The sequence below is a fragment of the Synechococcus sp. BMK-MC-1 genome, from assembly GCF_014279955.1.
GTDB lineage: Bacteria > Cyanobacteriota > Cyanobacteriia > PCC-6307 > Cyanobiaceae > Synechococcus_C.
This window is the reverse complement of the sequence record NZ_CP047939.1, coordinates 1,624,606-1,643,647: the sequence shown is the minus strand read 5'-3', so window position 1 is coordinate 1,643,647 and position 19,042 is coordinate 1,624,606. Positions and strand designations below refer to the sequence as shown.

Here is a 19,042-nt window from a genome sequence, read left to right as displayed (position 1 = left end):
ATTCATGCTCGCGTTGCGTCGTCTGCTCTGCACGCTGCTGGTTGCCGTAACGCTGTTGCTGCTCACACCCACGGCGGTGAATGCCCAGGTGCATGAACACCAGGATGAGAACGGGGCACCGATGCTGCGCAGCCTCGAAAGCCTGCGCGATCTCGATTATCAGAGTTGGCAGGCGGTGGCCTATCGCACCGGCCAGCCCGGCAACCCTGTGGTGCTGCGCATCGTGGGCTACCCCGGCAAACTGCGCCTCGAGCATCCCTCCCCCCTGCTCGTGCAGGCCGGCGTGAAGGAGTGGCAGCTCGACGACATCACCCTCGACAATCCTGCGCTGGCCACTGACGGACGGGAGGCTGCGGCGGAATTTGCGCTCGACCCCCTGCTCAACGATCTGAGCAATAACCGCCCGCTGCGCTTGTTCCTTCCCGGTGTGTTCAACGAAATGCCCGTCCCCCCCTATGTGGTGGGCGAGTGGCGTGAGGTGCAGATGGAGCCTCTTGGGTCATGAGGGCGGTCGCTGATCCGGATCAGCGCTGGATTCCCTGGATGCGCCGGGCCTTGGCGCTGGCGGCCTTGGCCGATGGCCACACCAGCCCCAATCCCCTGGTGGGCGCCGTGGTGCTCGATTCCTCCGGCGCGCTGGTGGGGGAGGGGTTTCATGCCCGGGCCGGTCAACCCCATGCCGAAGTGGGGGCTTTGGCCCAGGCCGGTGCTGCCGCCAGCGGTGGCACGATCATCGTCACCCTGGAACCCTGCTGCCATCACGGCCGCACCCCGCCCTGCACCGACGCGGTGATCAAAGCCGGCATTACGCGGGTGGTGGTGGCCCTCACCGATCCCGACCCTCGTGTTGCCGGCGGTGGTTTGCAACGGCTGCGCGATGCCGGAGTGGATGTGATCTCCGGGGTGCTTGAGGCTGAAGCGGCCCACCAGAACCGTGCCTTCGTGCACCGCGTGCGCACCGGTTGGCCCTGGGGGCTTCTCAAGTGGGCGATGAGTCTCGATGGCCGCACGGCCTTGCCCAATGGCGCCAGCCAGTGGATCAGCGGTCCCAGCGCCCGCAGCTGGGTGCATCGTTTGCGGGCTCAGTGTGATGCGGTGATTGTGGGAGGCGGCACCGTGCGCGCCGACGACCCCCTGCTCACCAGCCGGGGTTTGCGCAGCCCCGAACCGCTGAGGGTGGTGCTGAGCCGCAGCCTGGACTTGCCCGATCAGGCTCAGCTCTGGAATCAATCCGTTGCTCCCACCCTCGTGGTGCACGGCCTGGACGCGCCGGCGGACGCGAGGAGCCGTCTGGACGCTGTCGGTGTGCAGCGGCAGGAGCTGCAGGCCTGCGAGCCCGATGCGCTGATGGCCGTGTTGGCCCAACGGGGCTGCAATCGGGTGCTCTGGGAGTGCGGCCCGAGGCTTGCCGCTGCCGCCATCCGGCAGGGTTGTGTGCAGGACATCGCGGCGGTGATTGCACCCAAGCTGCTGGGCGGTGAGCCGGCGCGCACCCCTCTGGGGACTCTGGGCTTCCAGGCCATGAACGAGGTGCTTGAGCTGCAGGGCCTACAGCAGCAGTGCCTTGCCGACGATCTGTTGCTGCAGGCGACCTTCAGTCCCCTTTCAGATCCGTGCTGAAGCGACCGATCAGCACGCCCATCACCACCGCCAGATAGAGGGGGCCGATGATGCTTGTGGCGATGCTCAACATTCGGGCCAGTGGCAGAACGGGATTGATGTCCCCGTAGCCCACGGTGGTGAGACACACAAAGGCGTAGTAGTTGATCTCCGCAAACGAGCTGCTCACCATCAGCACGCTGTCGGAGCTGAGTTCCATCATCGAGGCCATGGTCAGCGGCCTGAAGCTGCCGTGCTGAATCGTTTCCACAGCCCCCATCACCAGACCGGCGGTGAGGCCCAGGTGCAGATATCCCGCAGCGGCTCCCATCAGCACCCGCTCATTCACCTTGGTTTCGCTGGCCAGGGCCCGCACCAGCCGGATCACACTCCAGCCCACCAGCAGGCACCAGCTGGTGACCAGGGGGATGCCGCTGCTCTCCAGCTTCACCGGTGTGATCAGCCACATCCACTGCGACACCACCGCGAACAGCCCCAGCGCTTGATACAGCCGGTCGCTCCAGGGGTGGGCGTTGCCGCTGCTGCCCAGCACCCGCGTGAACCAGAGGGCGATCAGGGAGTAGCAGGGAGCGCCCAGCCAGTTCAGGGGCGGAAAGGCGAAGCTGATCAGCACCAGCAGGGTCAGAGCCAGCAGCACCCGGTAATCCCGCTGGCCGGGACCATTGCGTTGCTGCAGCAGAAAAGACGGAAAGCTCGGCACGGTCGGCGTCGGTCTTCTGGAAGTCTCACCACAGCGCAGCTGTTTGTCTTCAACGTCGATCGGGATTGTGTTGTTCCAGGCGGGTTTCGATTTCGCGGTCACCGGCGTAACGCCCGATCAGCACCCCCATTACCACCGCCAGGTAGAGCGGTCCGGCAATGCCTGTGGTGACGGCGAGCATCCTGGCCAGGGGAAGCTCGGGGTTGATGTCTCCAAAGCCAACGGTGGTGAGGCAGATGAAGGCGAAGTAATTGATCTGAGCAAACACCGGCGCTGACACAAGCACCGTGTTGTTCTGGCCAGCGGCATCTGTGATTGGAATGTCGAGGGGTTCGAAGCTGCCTGGCTGAATGGTTTCCACTGCGCTCATCACCAGTCCTGCTGTGAGCCCCAGCAACAGGTAGCCCGCGGCAGCGCCCATCAGCATGGCGGCGGTGACCCGCCGTTCGCTGGCCAGGCGTTCCACCAGGCGGATCACACTCCACCCCACCAGGACTCCCCAGCTCAACACCAGCGGCACGCCGCTGGTTTCCCAGCGCACCGGGGTGAGCAGCCACAGCAGCAAAGCCGACAGCGCCACGAGCCCCAGCCCTTGGTACAGGCGGTCCTGGAGGGTGAGTACTGGCTTGCGGATCATCACCAACTGCGTCAGCAGCAGGGCGATGAGGGCATAGCCCAGGCTTCCCAGCCAGGTGACCCTGGGAAAGGCAAAGCTGGTCAGCACCAGCAGGCAGAGGCCCAGCAGCAGTTCATAAATCCGTTCCCTCCGTCGCTTGCTCCGCCACTCCGATCGCATCGTGTTTGGGGTTGCTCAGGCCGAGGATGGCCCGGATCGCTCGCGCAGGCGAGCCTCTGACGCTCATCCCTCGTACGGTTCTCCCAACCCACTCGGACGGACGCTGATCAAAAGTGAGCCTTAGTTTGGGTGCATCATCGGGACCCGCAACATGCCGATCCGCGAGGACGACAATCGCCCCAACCGCCGCTTTGGAATCATCAACCTTGTGTTGATCGGCTTCGGGGTGCTTCTGCTGATCAGCAGTTTCCTGCCCAACCAGGGCATGCAGCAGGTGCCTCGGGTTCCTTACTCACTGTTTATTGATCAAGTGAATGATGGCGCCGTGAAGCGCGCTTACATCACGCAGGATCAGATCCGCTACGAGCTGGCCGAAGCCGAAGAAGGTGCACCGTCTGTTTTGGCGACGACGCCGATCTTCGACATGGATCTTCCTCAGCGCCTGGAGAGCAAGGGCGTGGAATTCGCAGCAGCACCGCCGAAGAAACCCAACATCTTCACCACGATCCTCAGTTGGGTGGTGCCGCCGCTGATCTTCATCTTGGTGCTGCAGTTCTTTGCCCGCCGTTCCATGGGCGCTGGCGGGGCCCAGGGAGCGCTCAATTTCACCAAGAGCAAAGCCAAGGTGTACGTGCCCGATGAGCAATCCCGGGTCACCTTTGCCGACGTGGCGGGTGTGGATGAGGCCAAAGACGAACTCACCGAAATCGTCGACTTCCTCAAGACCCCTGAGCGCTATGCGGAGATCGGGGCTCGGATTCCCAAGGGTGTGCTGTTGGTTGGTCCTCCTGGAACAGGCAAGACTCTGCTTTCGAAGGCCGTCGCCGGCGAAGCCGGTGTGCCGTTCTTCATCATCAGCGGTTCAGAATTCGTTGAGCTCTTCGTGGGCGCTGGCGCGGCCAGGGTGCGCGATCTGTTTGAGCAGGCCAAAAAGAACGCACCCTGCATCATTTTCATCGATGAACTCGACGCGATCGGTAAAAGCCGTTCGGGCTCGATGGGTGTGGTCGGCGGCAACGATGAGCGCGAGCAGACCCTTAATCAGCTGCTCACTGAAATGGATGGTTTTGCCTCCAAGGACAAGCCCGTGATTGTGCTGGCGGCCACCAACCAGCCCGAGGTTCTTGATGCGGCGTTGTTGCGTCCCGGACGTTTTGATCGCCAGGTGCTCGTGGACCGTCCGGATCTGTCCGGTCGTAAAACGATCCTCGAGATCTACGCCAAAAAAGTGAAGCTGGCTGAGGGTGTGGATCTCGACCGCATCGCTCAGGCCACCAGTGGATTTGCCGGTGCCGACCTGGCCAATCTGGTGAATGAAGCGGCTCTGCTCGCTGCTCGCAACAAGCAGACCTCAGTGCAGCAAGGGGACCTCAACGAGGCGATCGAGCGTGTTGTCGCCGGTCTTGAGAAGAAGAGCCGGGTGATGCAGGACGACGAGAAGAAGGTCGTGGCGTACCACGAAGTTGGCCACGCGATCGTGGGTCACCTGATGCCTGGGGGCAGCAAGGTGGCGAAGATCTCCATCGTTCCCCGCGGCATGAGTGCCTTGGGGTACACGCTGCAACTTCCCACCGAAGAGCGCTTCCTCAATTCTCGCGAAGACCTGGAAGGACAAATCGCCACCCTCCTGGGCGGACGATCTGCTGAGGAGATTGTGTTCGGCAAAATCACCACCGGAGCGGCCAACGATCTCCAGCGGGCCACGGACATCGCCGAGCAGATGGTGGGCACCTACGGCATGAGTGACACCCTTGGGCCTCTGGCCTACGACAAACAGGGTGGTGGGCGTTTCCTTGGTGGTGGCAACAACCCGCGCCGCACGGTGAGTGATGCCACGGCCCAGGCGATCGATCGCGAAGTGCGCGCCCTGGTGGACAACGCCCATGACCAGGCTCTGGCGATCCTTCGTCAGAACATGGCGCTTCTGGAAACCATCGCCCAGAAGATCCTCGAGAAAGAAGTGATCGAAGGCGACGACCTCAAGGAGATGCTGGCGGCCAGCGTGATGCCTGAGGCCATTGCGGCCTGAGGCTTGACGGATCCACCACTTGTCCCTGATAACAGCTGTTTGAAGTCCAGCCATGGCGTCTGCCTCCACCAGTGTCGCCGCAGCTCTTACCGCGTTGGGCGGCTGCGACTTCCTTTCTTCGGCCGATGTTTCTGCCGAGCAGACTGCGGCTTTGCTCCAGTTGGCCGTTCAGCTCAAACACGGCGACCGCCGCATTGATCTGGGCAATCGGGTGCTTGGGTTGATCTTCACCAAAGCGTCAACACGCACCCGGGTGAGCTTTCAGGTGGCGATGGCTCGCCTTGGTGGTCAAACCGTTGACCTCAATCCCCAGGTCACCCAGCTCGGACGTGGTGAGCCTCTGGAAGACACCGCACGTGTGCTCAGCCGCTTTTGCGATGTGCTGGCGATCCGCACCTTCGCCCAGCAGGAGTTGGCGGATTACGCCCACTGGGCTTCGATTCCGGTGATCAATGCGCTCACCGACCTCGAGCACCCCTGCCAGGCCCTCGCTGATTTCCTCACGATGCAGGAGGCGTTCGGCGATCTGCAGGGTCAGACGCTGGCTTATGTGGGTGACGGCAACAACGTGGCCCACTCACTGATGCTCTGTGGAGCCCTGCTCGGCGTGAATGTGCGCATTGGTTGCCCGCAGGGATTTGAGCCACTCCCTGGGGTCGTGGACCAGGCGCGTGCGTTGTCTGTTTGCGGTGCGCAGATCAGTGTGATCACGGATCCGGTGGAGGCCGTGCGCGGTGCGCAGGCGCTCTACACCGATGTGTGGGCGTCCATGGGCCAAGAGCAGGAACAGGCCGAGCGTGAGCAGGCCTTCCAAGGTTTCTGCCTCAACGAGGATCTGTTGGCAGAGGCTGATCCCCGCGCCATCGTATTGCACTGCCTTCCGGCACACCGCGGCGAAGAGATCAGTGCCGGTGTGATGGAGGGCCCCTCAAGCCGGATCTTCGATCAGGCCGAAAACCGTTTGCATGCCCAGCAGGCGCTGCTGGCGGCCCTGCTGGGCGGACTCTGACGGCGTGGGCGCCTCACCCGATCCGATCGTTTTGCCCGGTGGGTCCACCACCGTGGTGTTGATTCATGGCTACACCGGATCACCTGCTGAGATGGGTCTGCTGGCCGACTCTTTGCAGCGCGAGGGCTATGGGGTGGAGTGCCCCTTGCTCGCTGGGCATGGCACCTGCCTCGAGGATCTGATGCCGGTGGATCCCGTCCAATGGCTCAATCAGCTCGACGCCGTGGTCGATCGCTTGCAGCAGCAAGGCCAGAACGTGGTGGTGGGTGGTTTGTCGTTGGGGGCGATCCTGGCGTTGCAAGTGGCGCGGCGGCGACCGTCCATCCAAGGGGTGATCACCTATTCACCACCGATCATCAGCGCTGATCCCCGTGCTCTGATCGCACCGTTGCTGGCCAAGGTTCTGGCTTCGGTTCCGCGGCCCGCTGATGACTTCGTGGATCCCACCACCGCTGAGCGCATCTGGACCTACAACCGCTGGCCATCTCGCTGCAGCGTGAAGGTTCTGGAGCTGATTGCTGACACTCGCCGCCATCTGGCGGAAGTGAGGCAACCCTTGCTGGTGATGGCCAGTCGTCTTGATCGGGTGATCACGGTGCGCGGTGTGAATCGTTTGTGTGAGCGGGTCAGCTCTCCCTCTGTGCAGCTGCAGTGGTTGGAGAACAGCGGTCACCTGATCACCACAGACGCGGAATGGCACACCGTGGCCGCTGTGACCGCAGAGTTCATCAGGCGACTTGAATCGGCTTAGGGTCTGGGCACTCTCTGCGCTCGTGATGGACCAGCAGGAACGGGACAACTGGAAGCGGATCATGGAGGCCATGGAGGCTTCCGGTGACACCGAAAGTGCCTTCTACCGTCGGGCGAAAGCGATCAGTGAGGGAGAGCCTGATCCGATGCTGGAGATGGAGTCGCAGCCGTGAGCATCGACCCCCTCGAGCGCGGCCTGGAACAGTCGTTTGAAACCGAGAAATGGGGCCGCTTCATTCGGGAGTGCGACGACCTCGAAACCCTGCGCGAAACTGCCCTTTCGCTACTTCAGCAGCTCGCCCAGCTCAAGGCTGCCAGCTCTTGGATGGCGTCGCGGGCGTCGGAGTCGGAAAATGCCAAGCTCAAGATGCTGGCGGAGCTGATCCGTCAACGGACCGAGTCGTCCCCAGACCAAGAGGTGCCTTGATGATGCCAATGTTGCGTGTTGGTGCTGCGTCCCTGGTGGCAGCTTTGGCCTTCGGCGCACCAGCTCCAGCTGAAACCTGGCAGCCCCAGACGGAATCGCCGATGTGGGCGGCAACGCGTGAGCAGCTCACACAGTCCGGCGACTTGCCAGCACGTCCCTGGCTGTTCATGGAGGGATTGCACACCCCTGCGCTGCGCGCTGCGGAGTACCTCGCTGATCCCACGCGTACGCGCCTGGGGGTTGCATTTGATGGCGCGTTATTGATCCAGAAAAAAGATGCCGACAACTGGACGGTTCGTTTGGTGCGGATGCGTGCCCTCTGCAACCAGCAACGCTTGCAGCGTTTGTCTGCTCAGGGGGCTTGGGTGGATTACGTGGGCCGGGATGGCACCGCGGCCAAGGTTCAGTGGATCTGTGCATTGCGGCCGCCTGGGTGAGCCCTTGCGCGATTCGCTTCGCACCGGTACACATGTATTGACGAACATTTGCATTGCCGGTGCCCGCTGGATCCCCCGAGCCGCTCACGTCTGCTCAACAGGAGTTGTACGAATGGCTTGCTGACTACATCGGCAGTCATCACCACAGCCCTTCGATCCGTCAGATGATGCAGGCCATGGGCCTGCGTTCGCCTGCGCCGGTCCAGAGCCGGTTGCGTCACCTTCAGCAAAAAGGATGGATCACCTGGCAGGAGGGGCAGGCACGCACGTTGCAGTTGCTAGGGGGTGTGGCGTCAGGCATTCCCGTGCTGGGCGCTGTCGCGGCTGGTGGATTGGTGGAAACCTTTGATGACGTACAGGAGCGGCTAGACCTGGCTCCTGTTCTGGAAACCCGCGGGTTGTTTGCTCTCACGGTGAACGGTGACTCGATGGTGGATGCGCACATCGCCGATGGTGATGTGGTGCTGATGGAGCCCGTCACGGAGCCATCCCGCTTGCGTGAAGGAACGATCGTGAGCGCATTGGTGCCGGGCAGCGGAACCACCCTCAAACATTTCCACCGTGATGGTGCGGTGGTTCGGCTGGAGGCGGCCAATCCTGCCTATGAGCCGATCGAGCTGCCTGCTGATCAAGTGCAGGTGCAAGGAAAGCTGGCTGCCGTGTGGCGGCAGGTGTAGCGCGGAACCCTTCGCCCTCGTGGCGTTGTAAGCTTCGACACAACGTAGGGATGGCTAAGGCTTTCTTTGCGGATTGGGGCCATAGCTCAGCTGGTAGAGCACCTGCATGGCATGCAGGGGGTCAGGAGTTCGAGTCTCCTTGGCTCCATGAGTGAAACCCCTCTCCAGGAGGGGTTTTTTAGTGTCTGGAAGTCAGACCGCCAGGGACCCTCAGACGGTCGCGGGCGCATTTTTGGGCGCACTTTTCAGCCACCAGCCCCGCAGGCGCGCTTTGGGCGCAGATCCACGGCGAACCATCCAGGGGCACCCCTGACAAGGCAGGCCAGAAACGCCCACCTTCACAGCGAGGCGCGGGGCAGAAAGCCGGGAGACGCCGCAAGGCCGATCAGATCGGCCACAAGGCCTTGCAAAAGCCCAGAGAGCCTGGAGTGGCACCAGAGGCCAGCAGGCCCCAGAGAGTCCGCCAGGGGCCACTGGGGCCCAAAGCCCGGAAGCCTCGACACCCCGCCCACGGCTCACACCAACAACCAAGGCCGCTCGCAACAAGGGGCGATTATTGAGAATCAAGAAGGCGCCGGATCCAGATTGCAGCAGGAACAAACCAGGCCAGAACTGAACGGTTGCTCTTCCGCCGAAAGCGCAACCGCACCACCTCTAGCACCTGCCAGCATTCACTAGCGCTACTGCCTGGAATCCCCGTGAAGATCGACCGCCATGGCAAAGCCGCTCCGCTCACCCCGGAGCAATTCGAGGCCCTGCTTGCTGCCGCCCCTTCCTCGGCTTACCGGGCCCTCTGGGCTATCCAGCGCTGGAGCGCAGCCCGGATCAACGAAGCCCTCAGCCTCACCTGGGCTGATGTCGCCGGCAACCAGATCACCTATCGCCGCGCTAACACCAAAACCCGGGCGACCCGCCAGGTGCCGCCAGGCCAGAGCCTCCAGGCCGAACTTGTCGCCTACCGGCAAGCCTGGATCGCGATCCACGGCCATGCGCCCAAGCCCAGCGAGGTGTGCTGTTCCCGGGGCAGAACACCACCACCAGCCCGCTCAGCCGGCAGGCCGCCGACAAAGCCCTGCGTCAGCTGTAAGCGGATCGGCCTCAGCGAGGTGAGCCGGCATTCCTTCCGGCGCACTGCGGCTCAGGATGCCGTTGGTCGCGGCCTCCCCCTGCATGTGGTCCAGGCTCTGACCGGCCACCGGAGTCTTGGCTCCCTGGGCGAATACCTTCAGGCGAGTGAAAGCGAGCTGCTCGACGCCATCGGAGCCTGAAGCCATGAGCACGAGCAAGAAAGGACAGCTCAACGTCCGGATCGATCAGTACCTGATCCAGCAGCTCCGGCAACACGCCGACGCGCAGCACTGTCCTCCGGGCATTCTGGTGGCCCAGGCGCTGGAGCAGTTCTTTGCACGAGAGCTAGAAGCCTCGGTGCTGGACCGACTCGATGAACTGGAGAGACGGGTTGCGGAGCTGGAGAAGAACGGTGAGCAGCCAGCCGAGGCGGAGCCGCATAAGGAGGCCTAACAGGGGTTCCTAGCATTCGCTAGGAAGCAGGATTGAGTGAGCGCCGCTGCCACGCCGCAGGGCTTACTCACTGGCAGCGATCGCAGGGGCATCCCTCATCCGATTGAGCGGAGGGGTGGTGACTGCATCCGGCAATGGCGGCAACGGGGGCGGAGAGGACAAAGACGCCGGTTCGGCCGATGCGATGCCAACAGGCTCAGCATCGCCAGAGGTGGCCACAACCTCAGTCAGTCGGCGCGGCGGCTCGGCACGCCCAGAGACACGCAGACTCCCGCGCTTGCCGACGCCTAAAAGCTCAGTTGAATCCTCCTTGTTCTGCGTTGGCTCGAGAATCGGCTGGTAGAGCTGGCGCACAGCAGCGCGATATTGCTGGTCAGAGATGATGTTTTCATCCACTAACTCGCGGAGGTTGTCGAGCCTCGCGCGGATCTTGGCATCTTTCAACAAGGCGTTGCAGTCAAACTTCTGACTAGTACCATTCAGTGGCACATGAACACTGACAAGCCCAAGGAGCGAGCTCTGGCTTACGGTGCTGCGGTCGTAGAATGTGTTGTCCGATCCAAATTGATCGGGATAAGCCCCCATCGAGAGGGACAGAGTAGGCACCGATCCACCATCCGATGTGCAGCGCAGACCGTCACCCATATCGATGGAGACGCGCGAGCGGGTCATGTTCTGCTGAAGGGGATTTAGATAAATCTGAGCTGCAGCGGGGGAAGCCGAAACCGCTACTGCAGCTACTGCAACGCCTGCCGCGCAGAGCAGATGCGCAACAGCAGGGTGTTTTGTCGAGTGCTGGCACATAAGTAGAAAGGCGCAGATTTGTCTAGGATGGTGTACTTAATGTTGCGAGTCGCACTGGATCTCACGCGAGCTCCATGCGGTCTGAACCGGATCAATCTCTGAATTTCGCTCTCCGGTAAAGGTTCTAACGCCGCAGTCTTCTTGCCATCGACCATGACGACAGGAAAAACATTGATATCAACCTGAATAGAGCGCTTGGATTTGTTCGCAACCTGAACGATTCCCGAAGCCGCTTCCATTGTCATGGGCGAAAGAGAGAAAGCCCGTGCTTCCCTGACTGATGGAAAGACGAATAAATTCGTGCACACCGAGGCTATGAGAGCAGCAGGGAATCGCACGGGGGATGATGGAAACACGGCAGAATTGACTACTGATTGCAAGTTACAACAGCTGTGGCAGTGTAAGTACCATTGTTAAACCCTCCAGCGGGAGCATCAAACCTGACGTCCAGGGTCGTTTTCAGGCTTCCGTCAGCCGCAAGATTCTCCGTTGCGTTGGTAGCAAAGGAAAGATTGCGAAACCGGAGCTGGGATGTCGTCGCCGCCGTAGGCCCTGTCAATGTGGGTGTCGTTGCAATCAATGTTCCTGTTGCACCCATGTTGCTGGTCACGTCAATGGCGGCAAACGTTGGATTGCCAAAGAAGCCTCCGGAAAGCTCTGAAGCAGAGGAGCTGATCACACTGCGATTAGTGGAAGCACCAAGTTCACCATCTGTCGCGGTGATGGTACAGATCGAAGCAATCACTCCGGCCCGGTAGCGCACAGTACTGGGGCCACCGACAATTTCAGCATGAGCAGGCAAAGCCGAACAAACCGAACAAAGAAGAAAGCTGAGAACGAGAACAGGCTTTGACGTACCAAAACGAATGGAAAGCAATTGTGATCTCATTTGAGAAATGGAAGAGGACAACCCTTTGGGTGGGTGCCCCCATCTTTTGCTACTTAACCTGATTGTCAAGTACGTGGGACGCTTCAGCACCTGGATCGTGGAGATGGTCAACACTTGCGGGGACTCGATTACCCAGCTCGCTCCGCAGCGGGCGGCCCGGGGGGAGTAAAGTGGTACACAAATACCAGCCTGGTCATGGCGCGCAGCAGCATCCAGTTTCAGAAAGGCCTCTCGCTGCCAAGTGAGCTGGTCTGGTTTTTCTGGACAGGTCCCATCGTTAACCTCTGAGGTGGGGTACCGCCCCTGAAACGGGGCTCCCACTCATGAGCAAGCGCCGCACTCACAGTCCTGAATTCAAGGCTCGAGTCGCCATGGAGGCGATCAGTGGCCGCAAGACAATCCAGGAGATCGCTGCGGATCACGCGATCCACCCCATTCAGGTAAGCCAGTGGAAGAAGCAGCTGCTCTGATGGTGCCAGTGAGCTGTTGACGCGAGGCAAGAAGAGCAAGGACAAGGAGGAGGCCCAGGCCAAGGAAGCTGCGCTGTTCCAGCAGATCGGCAAGCTCCAGATGGAACTGGAGTGGCTCAAAAAAAATCTCAGCTGCTCTGATGCCCGTGAACTGCGAAAGCTGGTTGATCCAGACCACCCTGAGCTCAGCATCAGCCGCCAATGTGCACTGCTGGGCCTACCCCGATCGACGCATTACTACCGGCCGACACCGGTGCGGGAATCGACGCTGCGGATCATGGCCAGGATCGATGCTCTCTATCTGGACGATCCGTGCAGTGGCAGCCGCCGGATGGTCGAGTACCTGGCCAGAGAAGGCATCCCGATCAGCCGCGATCGGGTGCGAAAGCTCATGCGCCGCCAAGGTTTGACAGGCGATTGACCAACAACCCCGCACCACCGTGCCAGGCGAGCCATCCGAGCGATTTCCCTGCCTGGTGGACCTCAAGCAAGTCAGGGCAGCGGACCAGATCTGGGCGACCGATATCACCACCATCCCGCTGCAGAGAGGATTCCTCTACCTGGTGGCAATCGTGGATCTGCTCTCCAGAAACGTACTCAGCTGGAAGCTGTCGAACAGCCTTGACACGGAATTCTGTCTGCAAGCATTGGAGATGGCCCTCAGTGGTGGCCGTAAGCCGGAGATCTTCCACTCTGATCAGGGATGCCAGTTCACCTCTTCTGACTTCGTGGCCAGGCTGCGGGAAGAGACAATCAAGATCAGCTGGTCAGGTAGAAAGCGCTGCTACGACAACATCCTGGTGGAGAGATTGTGGCGAACCCTCAACTATGAGGAGGTGTATCTGCATGCCTACAACGATGGCTGGGAGGCTGAAGTCAACCTGGCCCGCTTCCTTTGGAGGTACTGCCATGTAAGGCCACACAGCTCTCTGGGAGGCAAAACTCCCCAAGAGGTCTACACTAAAATCGAACCCTGTTCCTCCCGCCCGGAGTTAACGATGTCAGGGACAAGAACTGTCCAATAAAAGCCATCCACCTCACACCCGCCGTGCTGCCAACTGGGCGTCGACGGCCAATCACATTGAGGTGAGAGCCAATCCAGCGCAACGGTTGATGTCACAGCGGGGAGGCTGAAGCGCTTGATGCCAGCCTCCTTATTCTGAGATTCTGCATGGTTCATCGTCTATGTCTTCACTTTCCATTGCAGGTGAGGAGGGGGTGATGCATTCAGTCATGCCCCTTGTCCCTTTGCATTGTTCACCTGGCGTTGAATGGGCGTTGTTAATGCCAACGAGTGAGATTGCGGCTGATATGCCTACGCCGAAGAAATGGCTCGCAACGTTGACTTTCGGCAAATCATGATTCCTCATCAAACTAGGCTGCGCGAGGAGGGCACCGATAAACGTTCAGCAGCTTGCCCTCATCGGTTTGAAACGGTTCTGTTTTGATGCACTTGGCTTCGATCGGGGGGACTCGCATGCCGATGTGTGTTGTGTATGCATTCGAACCCCTCACGCCTGTGCTCAGGGTGAGTACGAGGACTGTGAGGGAGAGAGCAAAAGCAACCAGGGCTCTCATTGTTTCGATGCAAGGTCCAAAAGTCTGGGCGGAAAACTGGTCGATTGCGGCGGTTTGGGAGCACACTGGGCTGTGGTTCACAGCTTGAGGGCGGCTGAATTCAAACCATGCCTGCACGCTTGAGGCGACGCACAACTGACGTGACCCCCTTCATCGGTCCAGTGCTTATGAGAGTGGGTGGTCGTGATCATGCTGCAGCTCCTTGTTGAGCTGCCTCCAGGGGCGTACGCCCCTGGAGGGCCGAATGAGGCCTGAGTGTGTTGTACTCCCAGCGCCAGCGATTGGCCAAGCCCTGGGCTTCTGCCACGGTGCTCCTGGTTCGATGTAGGCGGTGCTAGTGCCGCTGCTCTGGCACCACTTCCTGAGGGCGTGAGCGTAGCCGCAAGGCTTCTGCGAAGCAGTTGAACTCAGGACCGTTGTCGCTGCGGATGTATGTCGGTGCGGGGTAGAGGCTGGTGAGCTCCTCCAGCACCGCCACCACGTCCTTGGCCTTGCAGCGCCGGCCGACACGGATCGCCAGGCATAGACGACTGTGCTCGTCGATCACGTTGAGAAATTTGAGCCGGCGGCCGTCAGCGGTGGCGTCGAACTGGAAATCCATGGCCCAGATCTGGTGGGGGTGTTCGGCTTGGTGACGATGCACTGAGCCATCGGTAGGCCTGGCCCGCTTCTGTCTGCGGGGAGTCGGGCGTTGCAGCCCTTCCTCTCGCCAGAGGCGGTGCACCCGCTTGTGGTTCACCAGCCAGCCTTCCCGCCTGAGCAGGCGATACGCCATCCGCAGGCCCCAGCGGATGTGCTCGGCCGCGATCTCCCGGAGGCGCCGCCGCAGCTTGGCCTCCTCAATGTCGACAACCTTGGTGGCATGTCGCTGAGTGCTGCGGTGTTGACCCACCACCCTGCAGGCGAACCGCTCAGATACCCGGAACATGGCGCGCAGGGCCTCAACAGCCCTGCGGCGTCGATCCGGGCTCAGAAGTTTACCTCGGCTAACTCCTTGAGCATTGCCTTCTCCAGCTCAGCCTCGGCCAGAAGCTTCTACTCCTTCGGAGAAGCCTTCGGCTAGAGACGGGCGTTCTCCTTCTCCAGCTGAGTCAGCCGTTTGGCTTCCTCAGCCTGCATGCCGCCGTACTGCTGTTTCCAGCGGTGGTAGGTCGGCTGGGTGACCTCAATGGCGCGGCAGACGTCGGCGACGGTCTTGCCCTGGGCGATCAACTGCTCAGCGATCTTGAGCTTGCGGATGATCTGCTCGGCTGTGTGGCGGATGCGTTTCATGGTGAAGTCCCCGGCCCAGTCTGGCCGGATGAGGACTCTCATTCACCCTGGACCAATTTCCAGGGGCCACGTCAAAGTAATTAGATGAAGTCAAAAGACAAACTTTACTGATTGACTTTTTAAGTTGACTAATTAGTTGATTGCCATGGCCATGTTGGCTGCATCAACCTCCTTTTCCATGTCCTGGTCGTCGATCCACTGGCCGTAGTGCTTCATATGAGTGCGAACGTCATGGCCCATCAGCCTTGCTGCCGTACGGATGGCGATCGGCGTGTAGAGAGCACTGCGCCAAGCGAAGCCATGACGAAGGCTGTAGGGCTTCAATCCTGTGACCTCTGCCTTGAGAACTTCGCCCCAGTAGGGATGCCGATCGAGGTATTGGCCAAAGGCTGCGCCGCAGTCCTTGAAATTTTTGGCGTTGCGGATGCTGGTCGGCAGTTTTACAAGTCCGCTGTGCCACAGCTGCACCAGGCGTTCACCTTCACCGGGTAGCTCTTTCAGGTTGAGGGCACGAGCGGTTCGGGGCTTCTTAGGTGTTGCCGCTGTTCTGCTGTTCCGCTTTGTGTTGCCGACCTTGAGCTTGCCGTCCTCGTAGCTCAACACCATCAACTCAGCAGGACGCAATCCATAGAAGGCAACCAGCCCAACGGCTAAGTGCAGTTCAGGATTGCCCTCAAGGCTGTCCAGCAGCCTGACCAGTGCCTCTGGCTTCACTGGTGGTGTGTCTTCCTTCGCCGTTGTCCGGACACCAATGAGGAGTCTCACCTCCTCCTCATCAGGAGGCAGCCAAAGCTTGTCGGCGGCGCATCGTTTCACCGCAAAACGCAGGAAGCGGCAGATATCCAGCAGGTTGCGTTTACGGCCTGATGACCCTGGTGCAACAGTGCTGAGGTGGTGTTCGGTATACAGGCGAAGCAGCGCGCCAGCATCATGCGCAGCACCAGCGCGAGCCGTTATGAGGTCGACGGCACGCCTGATGCGGTATGCCTCGTTCGTGTTGTAGTTCGACTCCGACACGGTCCCAGAATCAACCCGGAAGCTGCGGTATCGATCCGCCACCACATTCCAGTTGGTGGCTTCACCAGTCAGCTCAGGACTATCTGAAATCAGCTGATAGGCGTCCTTGAGGCCGATGTTTTGGTCGGCCATTGTTTCCCGCAGCTTTTTCACTAGTGCGGTGACGGCATCGGAGCTGCTGGGTGCGAAGGGTAACGGTGTCGATATCGACGGCCGTCTGGCAGAGCGCCGCGTCCCTTCAATTTTCTGAATTTTGAAGCGCCCGTACTGGTCCTCCAGCACCCAGCCAGGACCATTGCTGCGTCGAACGACGGAGCGCAGATTCTTCAGCCACGGAGCCGCCTTCGCCATGAACCCCTTCTGGTTTTGCAGGTGGTCAGAGCTTGCCGGTCATGAGTGTGTTTCGCAAGTGTGTTTTCTGCCCTTGCTTGCCCCAGCATGCTGTCGCAAGTTGTGCGGTGTTCCTTGAGAATCGCTAGTGTGACTGGGCTTTTTCTAGATATCGCAGTCAGTCTCAGTGATTAAAAAGACTGCATGGCATGGCAGGGGGTCAGGAGTTCGAGTCTCCTTGGCTCCACTCGGTTTTCAGCCAGTGGGACACCCCAACACCCCAGGTGGAGCAAGTTGAGAGCAAAAGGATTATTTCCCTTGATGGTTTGCTCTCTTTTTCGCTCACCAGGCTCGACCAGACCATCGAGGCGGGAGCAAGCTCATTGAGCTGGTGCTGGCCCTGTGTGCCAACAACTTTGATGCCTTGCAAGCACAGCTGGTGTCTGGCCGCACCAATCCAATGACACAACAACCGCTAATTTCCCGCACCATTGCCCCACTCACCCATGATCAGCACCACAGTCACCACCGCAGCCGCAGCATTGGCCCTGATGGTTCTGCACACGCCGGCTCAGGCCGACACAGTCAAAGACGCCCTCTGCGAACTCAGCCGCGCTGATACCTCCATCCCTACTGAAGAATTCCGCTGCGATTTCTCCCAGTTCCAAGGCAATGCCTATATCGATTCCAATCGCTGGGCTTTCAAGTTCCCCTACGCCGAGCAGGGCAAGACCTTCAGGCGCCAGGCCACAGAAGATTTCCTTCGCTTCTACCGAGATGGCCAATACACCCTGACCATCTACCAATCCGGTCGGAAGCCCAAACCCTGAGGATGGTGAACATGAACACTAAGCTCAGTCACCCTGAAGGTCAAAGCTAAGGATCACTATTCCAGGCCATTCGCTGAGATCGACAAAGGCAGTCGCAACTTCAATCAGACCCTTTTTATCTTGCTTTCTCGTTAGCAGAGCGGCAGGCTCACCAAAGCTTGAATGCAGAAGCGTTAGGAGGCCATCGATGCACTTTTTGGCTGAGACCAACTGCTATCAGGCATGGAGCAATGACGCTGACAGCAACCAGATGCATCAACATCATAGGAAAAGTCATTGAGCTGGATTTGGTGTGATCGAACCCTTTCAATGCACTTGTCACGACACGATCAATCTCTGACAAGGATATTGGTCAAAACATCTACTGGAATTGTTAATATTCAGTGAGAAGAGTCAAAGACAATGGTGAGCAGATGGCGGCGTTGCCTGCTTGCCCAACTGGCTTTTGTCTGCCATGTGATTGAGGTGAAAACGTGCTGCTTGAGCGACTACAGAGGCTTCTCGGCAAAAAAGATGTTGTTCTGGTCAACGAAAATATTTCATTCAGGTAGCCTATTGCCTGGGATTTTATTGCGTTGAATTGATCACAAACCTTCCGAAACTTATCTTCTCAGTCTGCTTTAATTGCAACATAAGAATGGATGGTGACACTGATTGGTTTTCTTGCTTCTGGCGTTAAAAACCTTTGCAGGTTATCAGCTCATGAATCTCTTCAATAGCGCTGCTTGATTGGTCCGGCGACGAGTCTTGTCAATAGATGGATCAAGGGGCTGAGTGTCACCCTTTGGTAGCAGTTGTGTTTTGTGTTGCCTTTGCGGCTTTGACGGTTGCGATCAAGCTTTCATTGACGGTTCAAGTCCCGTCATGCCTTATAGGGTTTTGCTTTCAATGACCTCTGTCAGATGTGTCATAGCAGACGCTAGTTGTGCTTGAGGATCGGGTTTGGCTGGTTCCACCGATTTCTTTTTGCGATTGGCAGTTTCAATGGCTTGGACGATAATGAAGCAAACGAATGCAATCGCAATAAAATTGATGATAGCCACAAGGACCAGACCGGCAGGGAGCTCAGCGATGGAAGAGACATTCGCTTTTTCTAGTGCCGGCTCTAATGCATTCGTCATGATCAATGTCACAACAGAATTGACCACTTCCTTAAAAGCGCCTGCAACAATGACTGCGATTGCCAGATCAACAACATTTCCTTTGCTGATAAATTCCTTGAAAGCGATGAAAAGGGGGATTGATTTTGTCATCGAAAAATCGTGACGAGTTGCTCTATAGATAGCAATAGCCATATTTTTTTGCGTAATATTTCATAGTTTAAAGCGCTTTGGCTTGCTTCTTTTTTAGCTATGAAAGAAAATTTTGCGATTGTGCCTATGCAGGCCGCTTGTTATTGACCAGAGTTTGAAAAAATGATTGGTTCAAAACTTTCGTAACTCGCGTTGGGTACTGCGTTGTCTAACCCTCTCGTCTTTCTGCTGAATTGGACCGCTATCTTTTGATGGTGTCTCTTCGCATCGTGGCTCTTTGATTGCAAGTATGATAACAGCGACCGCTAAAAGCGCCACTACCAATGAGTTCAAGGAATTCTGTTGGTTTTTAGACATCGTTGCCTTTGATTGGATTCTAGCCTCTGCTAAATAGTAGCTTGATGGAAACTCATCATCTACAACTTTTTTATGCGCTCGTGGACTCTTTGTTTTGTAAGAGTTGTTTTCAGCGCTTTATATGCTGTCGTTTAGCTGTTTTTTAGATGTATGCCCATTAACTTATGCTGTTCGTTTTGATTTTGTCTGGTTTTGGCTGCGCATTGTGTGATAAGCGCAGTTTTGCTCGCGTCTTCGTCTGTCTTTTTAGGTGTTGTCACAATCTGACTACAAAGC

General features: G+C 58.8%; 22 protein-coding genes, 1 tRNA gene and 1 pseudogene. 16 read left to right on the top strand and 8 right to left on the bottom strand.

The window, feature by feature from the left end; translation table 11 throughout:
* The first annotated feature begins 4 nt into the window (after positions 1-4).
* Positions 5-505, top strand: a complete 501-nt coding sequence (locus SynBMKMC1_RS09220; protein WP_186471509.1) for a DUF3122 domain-containing protein — start codon at positions 5-7, stop codon at positions 503-505.
* Complete coding sequence (gene ribD, locus SynBMKMC1_RS09215; RefSeq protein ID WP_186471508.1) at positions 502-1,620, top strand: bifunctional diaminohydroxyphosphoribosylaminopyrimidine deaminase/5-amino-6-(5-phosphoribosylamino)uracil reductase RibD; 1,119 nt, start codon at positions 502-504, stop codon at positions 1,618-1,620. The genes SynBMKMC1_RS09220 and ribD overlap by 4 nt, the downstream gene beginning before the upstream one ends.
* On the opposite strand, the gene SynBMKMC1_RS09210 is transcribed toward ribD, so the two are convergent.
* Together SynBMKMC1_RS09210 and SynBMKMC1_RS09205 are read right to left on the bottom strand one after the other, a co-directional pair.
* Positions 1,595-2,320 carry a potassium channel family protein gene (locus tag SynBMKMC1_RS09210; protein WP_186471507.1) on the bottom strand — a complete coding sequence of 242 codons (726 nt, stop codon included), beginning with the start codon at positions 2,318-2,320 and terminating at the stop codon, positions 1,595-1,597. The genes ribD and SynBMKMC1_RS09210 overlap by 26 nt on opposite strands.
* A gap of 49 nt (positions 2,321-2,369) precedes the next feature.
* Positions 2,370-3,116, bottom strand: a complete 747-nt coding sequence (locus tag SynBMKMC1_RS09205; RefSeq protein WP_186471506.1) for a potassium channel family protein — start codon at positions 3,114-3,116, stop codon at positions 2,370-2,372.
* A 151-nt stretch (positions 3,117-3,267) separates the two neighbouring features.
* On the opposite strand from SynBMKMC1_RS09205, the gene ftsH reads away from it, so the two are divergent.
* From ftsH to SynBMKMC1_RS09165, 8 genes are all read left to right on the top strand, one after another.
* Positions 3,268-5,145, top strand: a complete 1,878-nt coding sequence (gene ftsH, locus SynBMKMC1_RS09200; protein ID WP_011933587.1) for an ATP-dependent zinc metalloprotease FtsH — start codon at positions 3,268-3,270, stop codon at positions 5,143-5,145.
* 52 nt (positions 5,146-5,197) lie between these two features.
* Positions 5,198-6,154, top strand: a complete 957-nt coding sequence (gene argF / locus SynBMKMC1_RS09195; RefSeq protein WP_186471505.1) for an ornithine carbamoyltransferase — start codon at positions 5,198-5,200, stop codon at positions 6,152-6,154.
* A gap of 4 nt (positions 6,155-6,158) precedes the next feature.
* Positions 6,159-6,905, top strand: coding sequence for a carboxylesterase (locus SynBMKMC1_RS09190; protein ID WP_255486144.1), 747 nt, complete (start codon positions 6,159-6,161; stop codon positions 6,903-6,905).
* A 25-nt stretch (positions 6,906-6,930) separates the two neighbouring features.
* The gene (locus SynBMKMC1_RS09185; RefSeq protein ID WP_186471503.1) at positions 6,931-7,077 is read left to right on the top strand and encodes a hypothetical protein; all 147 of its coding nucleotides are present in this window, start codon (positions 6,931-6,933) and stop codon (positions 7,075-7,077) included.
* The gene (locus SynBMKMC1_RS09180) at positions 7,074-7,331 is read left to right on the top strand and encodes a hypothetical protein (protein WP_186471502.1); all 258 of its coding nucleotides are present in this window, start codon (positions 7,074-7,076) and stop codon (positions 7,329-7,331) included. Before SynBMKMC1_RS09185 ends, SynBMKMC1_RS09180 begins: the two co-directional genes overlap by 4 nt.
* A 2-nt stretch (positions 7,332-7,333) precedes the next feature.
* Entirely contained in the window at positions 7,334-7,768 is a 435-nt protein-coding gene (locus SynBMKMC1_RS09175) for a hypothetical protein (protein ID WP_255486143.1), read from the top strand.
* A 53-nt stretch (positions 7,769-7,821) separates the two neighbouring features.
* Positions 7,822-8,445, top strand: coding sequence for a transcriptional repressor LexA (lexA, locus tag SynBMKMC1_RS09170; protein ID WP_011933578.1), 624 nt, complete (start codon positions 7,822-7,824; stop codon positions 8,443-8,445).
* A 75-nt stretch (positions 8,446-8,520) separates the two neighbouring features.
* A tRNA-Ala gene (locus SynBMKMC1_RS09165) sits at positions 8,521-8,593 on the top strand.
* Positions 8,594-8,783: 190 nt separating this feature from the next.
* Here SynBMKMC1_RS09165 and SynBMKMC1_RS09160 read toward each other — a convergent pair.
* Positions 8,784-8,948 (bottom strand): hypothetical protein, encoded by a 165-nt coding sequence (locus tag SynBMKMC1_RS09160; RefSeq protein WP_186471501.1) that lies wholly within the window; start codon positions 8,946-8,948, stop codon positions 8,784-8,786.
* Positions 8,949-9,143: 195 nt separating this feature from the next.
* Here SynBMKMC1_RS09160 and SynBMKMC1_RS09155 point away from each other — a divergent pair, with 195 nt between their 5' ends.
* Positions 9,144-9,713 carry a site-specific integrase gene (locus SynBMKMC1_RS09155; protein WP_186471500.1) on the top strand — a complete coding sequence of 190 codons (570 nt, stop codon included), beginning with the start codon at positions 9,144-9,146 and terminating at the stop codon, positions 9,711-9,713.
* Between the two features lie 4 nt (positions 9,714-9,717).
* Complete coding sequence (locus tag SynBMKMC1_RS09150) at positions 9,718-9,966, top strand: hypothetical protein (protein ID WP_186471499.1); 249 nt, start codon at positions 9,718-9,720, stop codon at positions 9,964-9,966.
* A gap of 63 nt (positions 9,967-10,029) precedes the next feature.
* Here SynBMKMC1_RS09150 and SynBMKMC1_RS09145 read toward each other — a convergent pair whose 3' ends face one another.
* Together SynBMKMC1_RS09145 and SynBMKMC1_RS09140 are read right to left on the bottom strand one after the other, a co-directional pair.
* Positions 10,030-10,638, bottom strand: a complete 609-nt coding sequence (locus SynBMKMC1_RS09145) for a hypothetical protein (protein WP_186471498.1) — start codon at positions 10,636-10,638, stop codon at positions 10,030-10,032.
* Between the two features lie 499 nt (positions 10,639-11,137).
* A complete protein-coding gene (locus tag SynBMKMC1_RS09140) occupies positions 11,138-11,680 on the bottom strand; it encodes a hypothetical protein (protein ID WP_186471497.1) in 543 nt (180 codons plus the stop codon).
* A gap of 302 nt (positions 11,681-11,982) precedes the next feature.
* On the opposite strand from SynBMKMC1_RS09140, the gene SynBMKMC1_RS14550 reads away from it, so the two are divergent.
* The 3 genes from SynBMKMC1_RS14550 to SynBMKMC1_RS14540 are packed head-to-tail and all read left to right on the top strand — an operon-like array spanning position 11,983 to position 13,154.
* A complete protein-coding gene (locus SynBMKMC1_RS14550) occupies positions 11,983-12,129 on the top strand; it encodes a transposase (RefSeq protein ID WP_222930356.1) in 147 nt (48 codons plus the stop codon).
* Positions 12,130-12,145: 16 nt separating this feature from the next.
* Positions 12,146-12,550, top strand: coding sequence for an IS3 family transposase (locus SynBMKMC1_RS14545; RefSeq protein ID WP_222930355.1), 405 nt, complete (start codon positions 12,146-12,148; stop codon positions 12,548-12,550).
* A 19-nt stretch (positions 12,551-12,569) separates the two neighbouring features.
* Positions 12,570-13,154 (top strand): IS3 family transposase, encoded by a 585-nt coding sequence (locus SynBMKMC1_RS14540; RefSeq protein WP_222930354.1) that lies wholly within the window; start codon positions 12,570-12,572, stop codon positions 13,152-13,154.
* 740 nt (positions 13,155-13,894) lie between these two features.
* On the opposite strand, the pseudogene SynBMKMC1_RS09130 reads toward SynBMKMC1_RS14540, so the two are convergent.
* Positions 13,895-14,979, bottom strand: a pseudogene (locus SynBMKMC1_RS09130) (IS3 family transposase).
* A 132-nt stretch (positions 14,980-15,111) separates the two neighbouring features.
* Entirely contained in the window at positions 15,112-16,347 is a 1,236-nt protein-coding gene (locus SynBMKMC1_RS09125) for a hypothetical protein (protein ID WP_186471496.1), read from the bottom strand.
* A 485-nt stretch (positions 16,348-16,832) separates the two neighbouring features.
* On the opposite strand from SynBMKMC1_RS09125, the gene SynBMKMC1_RS09120 reads away from it, so the two are divergent.
* Positions 16,833-17,156, top strand: a complete 324-nt coding sequence (locus SynBMKMC1_RS09120) for a hypothetical protein (protein WP_186471495.1) — start codon at positions 16,833-16,835, stop codon at positions 17,154-17,156.
* Positions 17,157-18,025: 869 nt separating this feature from the next.
* Here the strand turns inward: SynBMKMC1_RS09120 and mscL are convergent.
* Positions 18,026-18,409, bottom strand: coding sequence for a large conductance mechanosensitive channel protein MscL (gene mscL / locus SynBMKMC1_RS09115; RefSeq protein ID WP_186473407.1), 384 nt, complete (start codon positions 18,407-18,409; stop codon positions 18,026-18,028).
* Between the last annotated feature and the right edge of the window lie 633 nt (positions 18,410-19,042).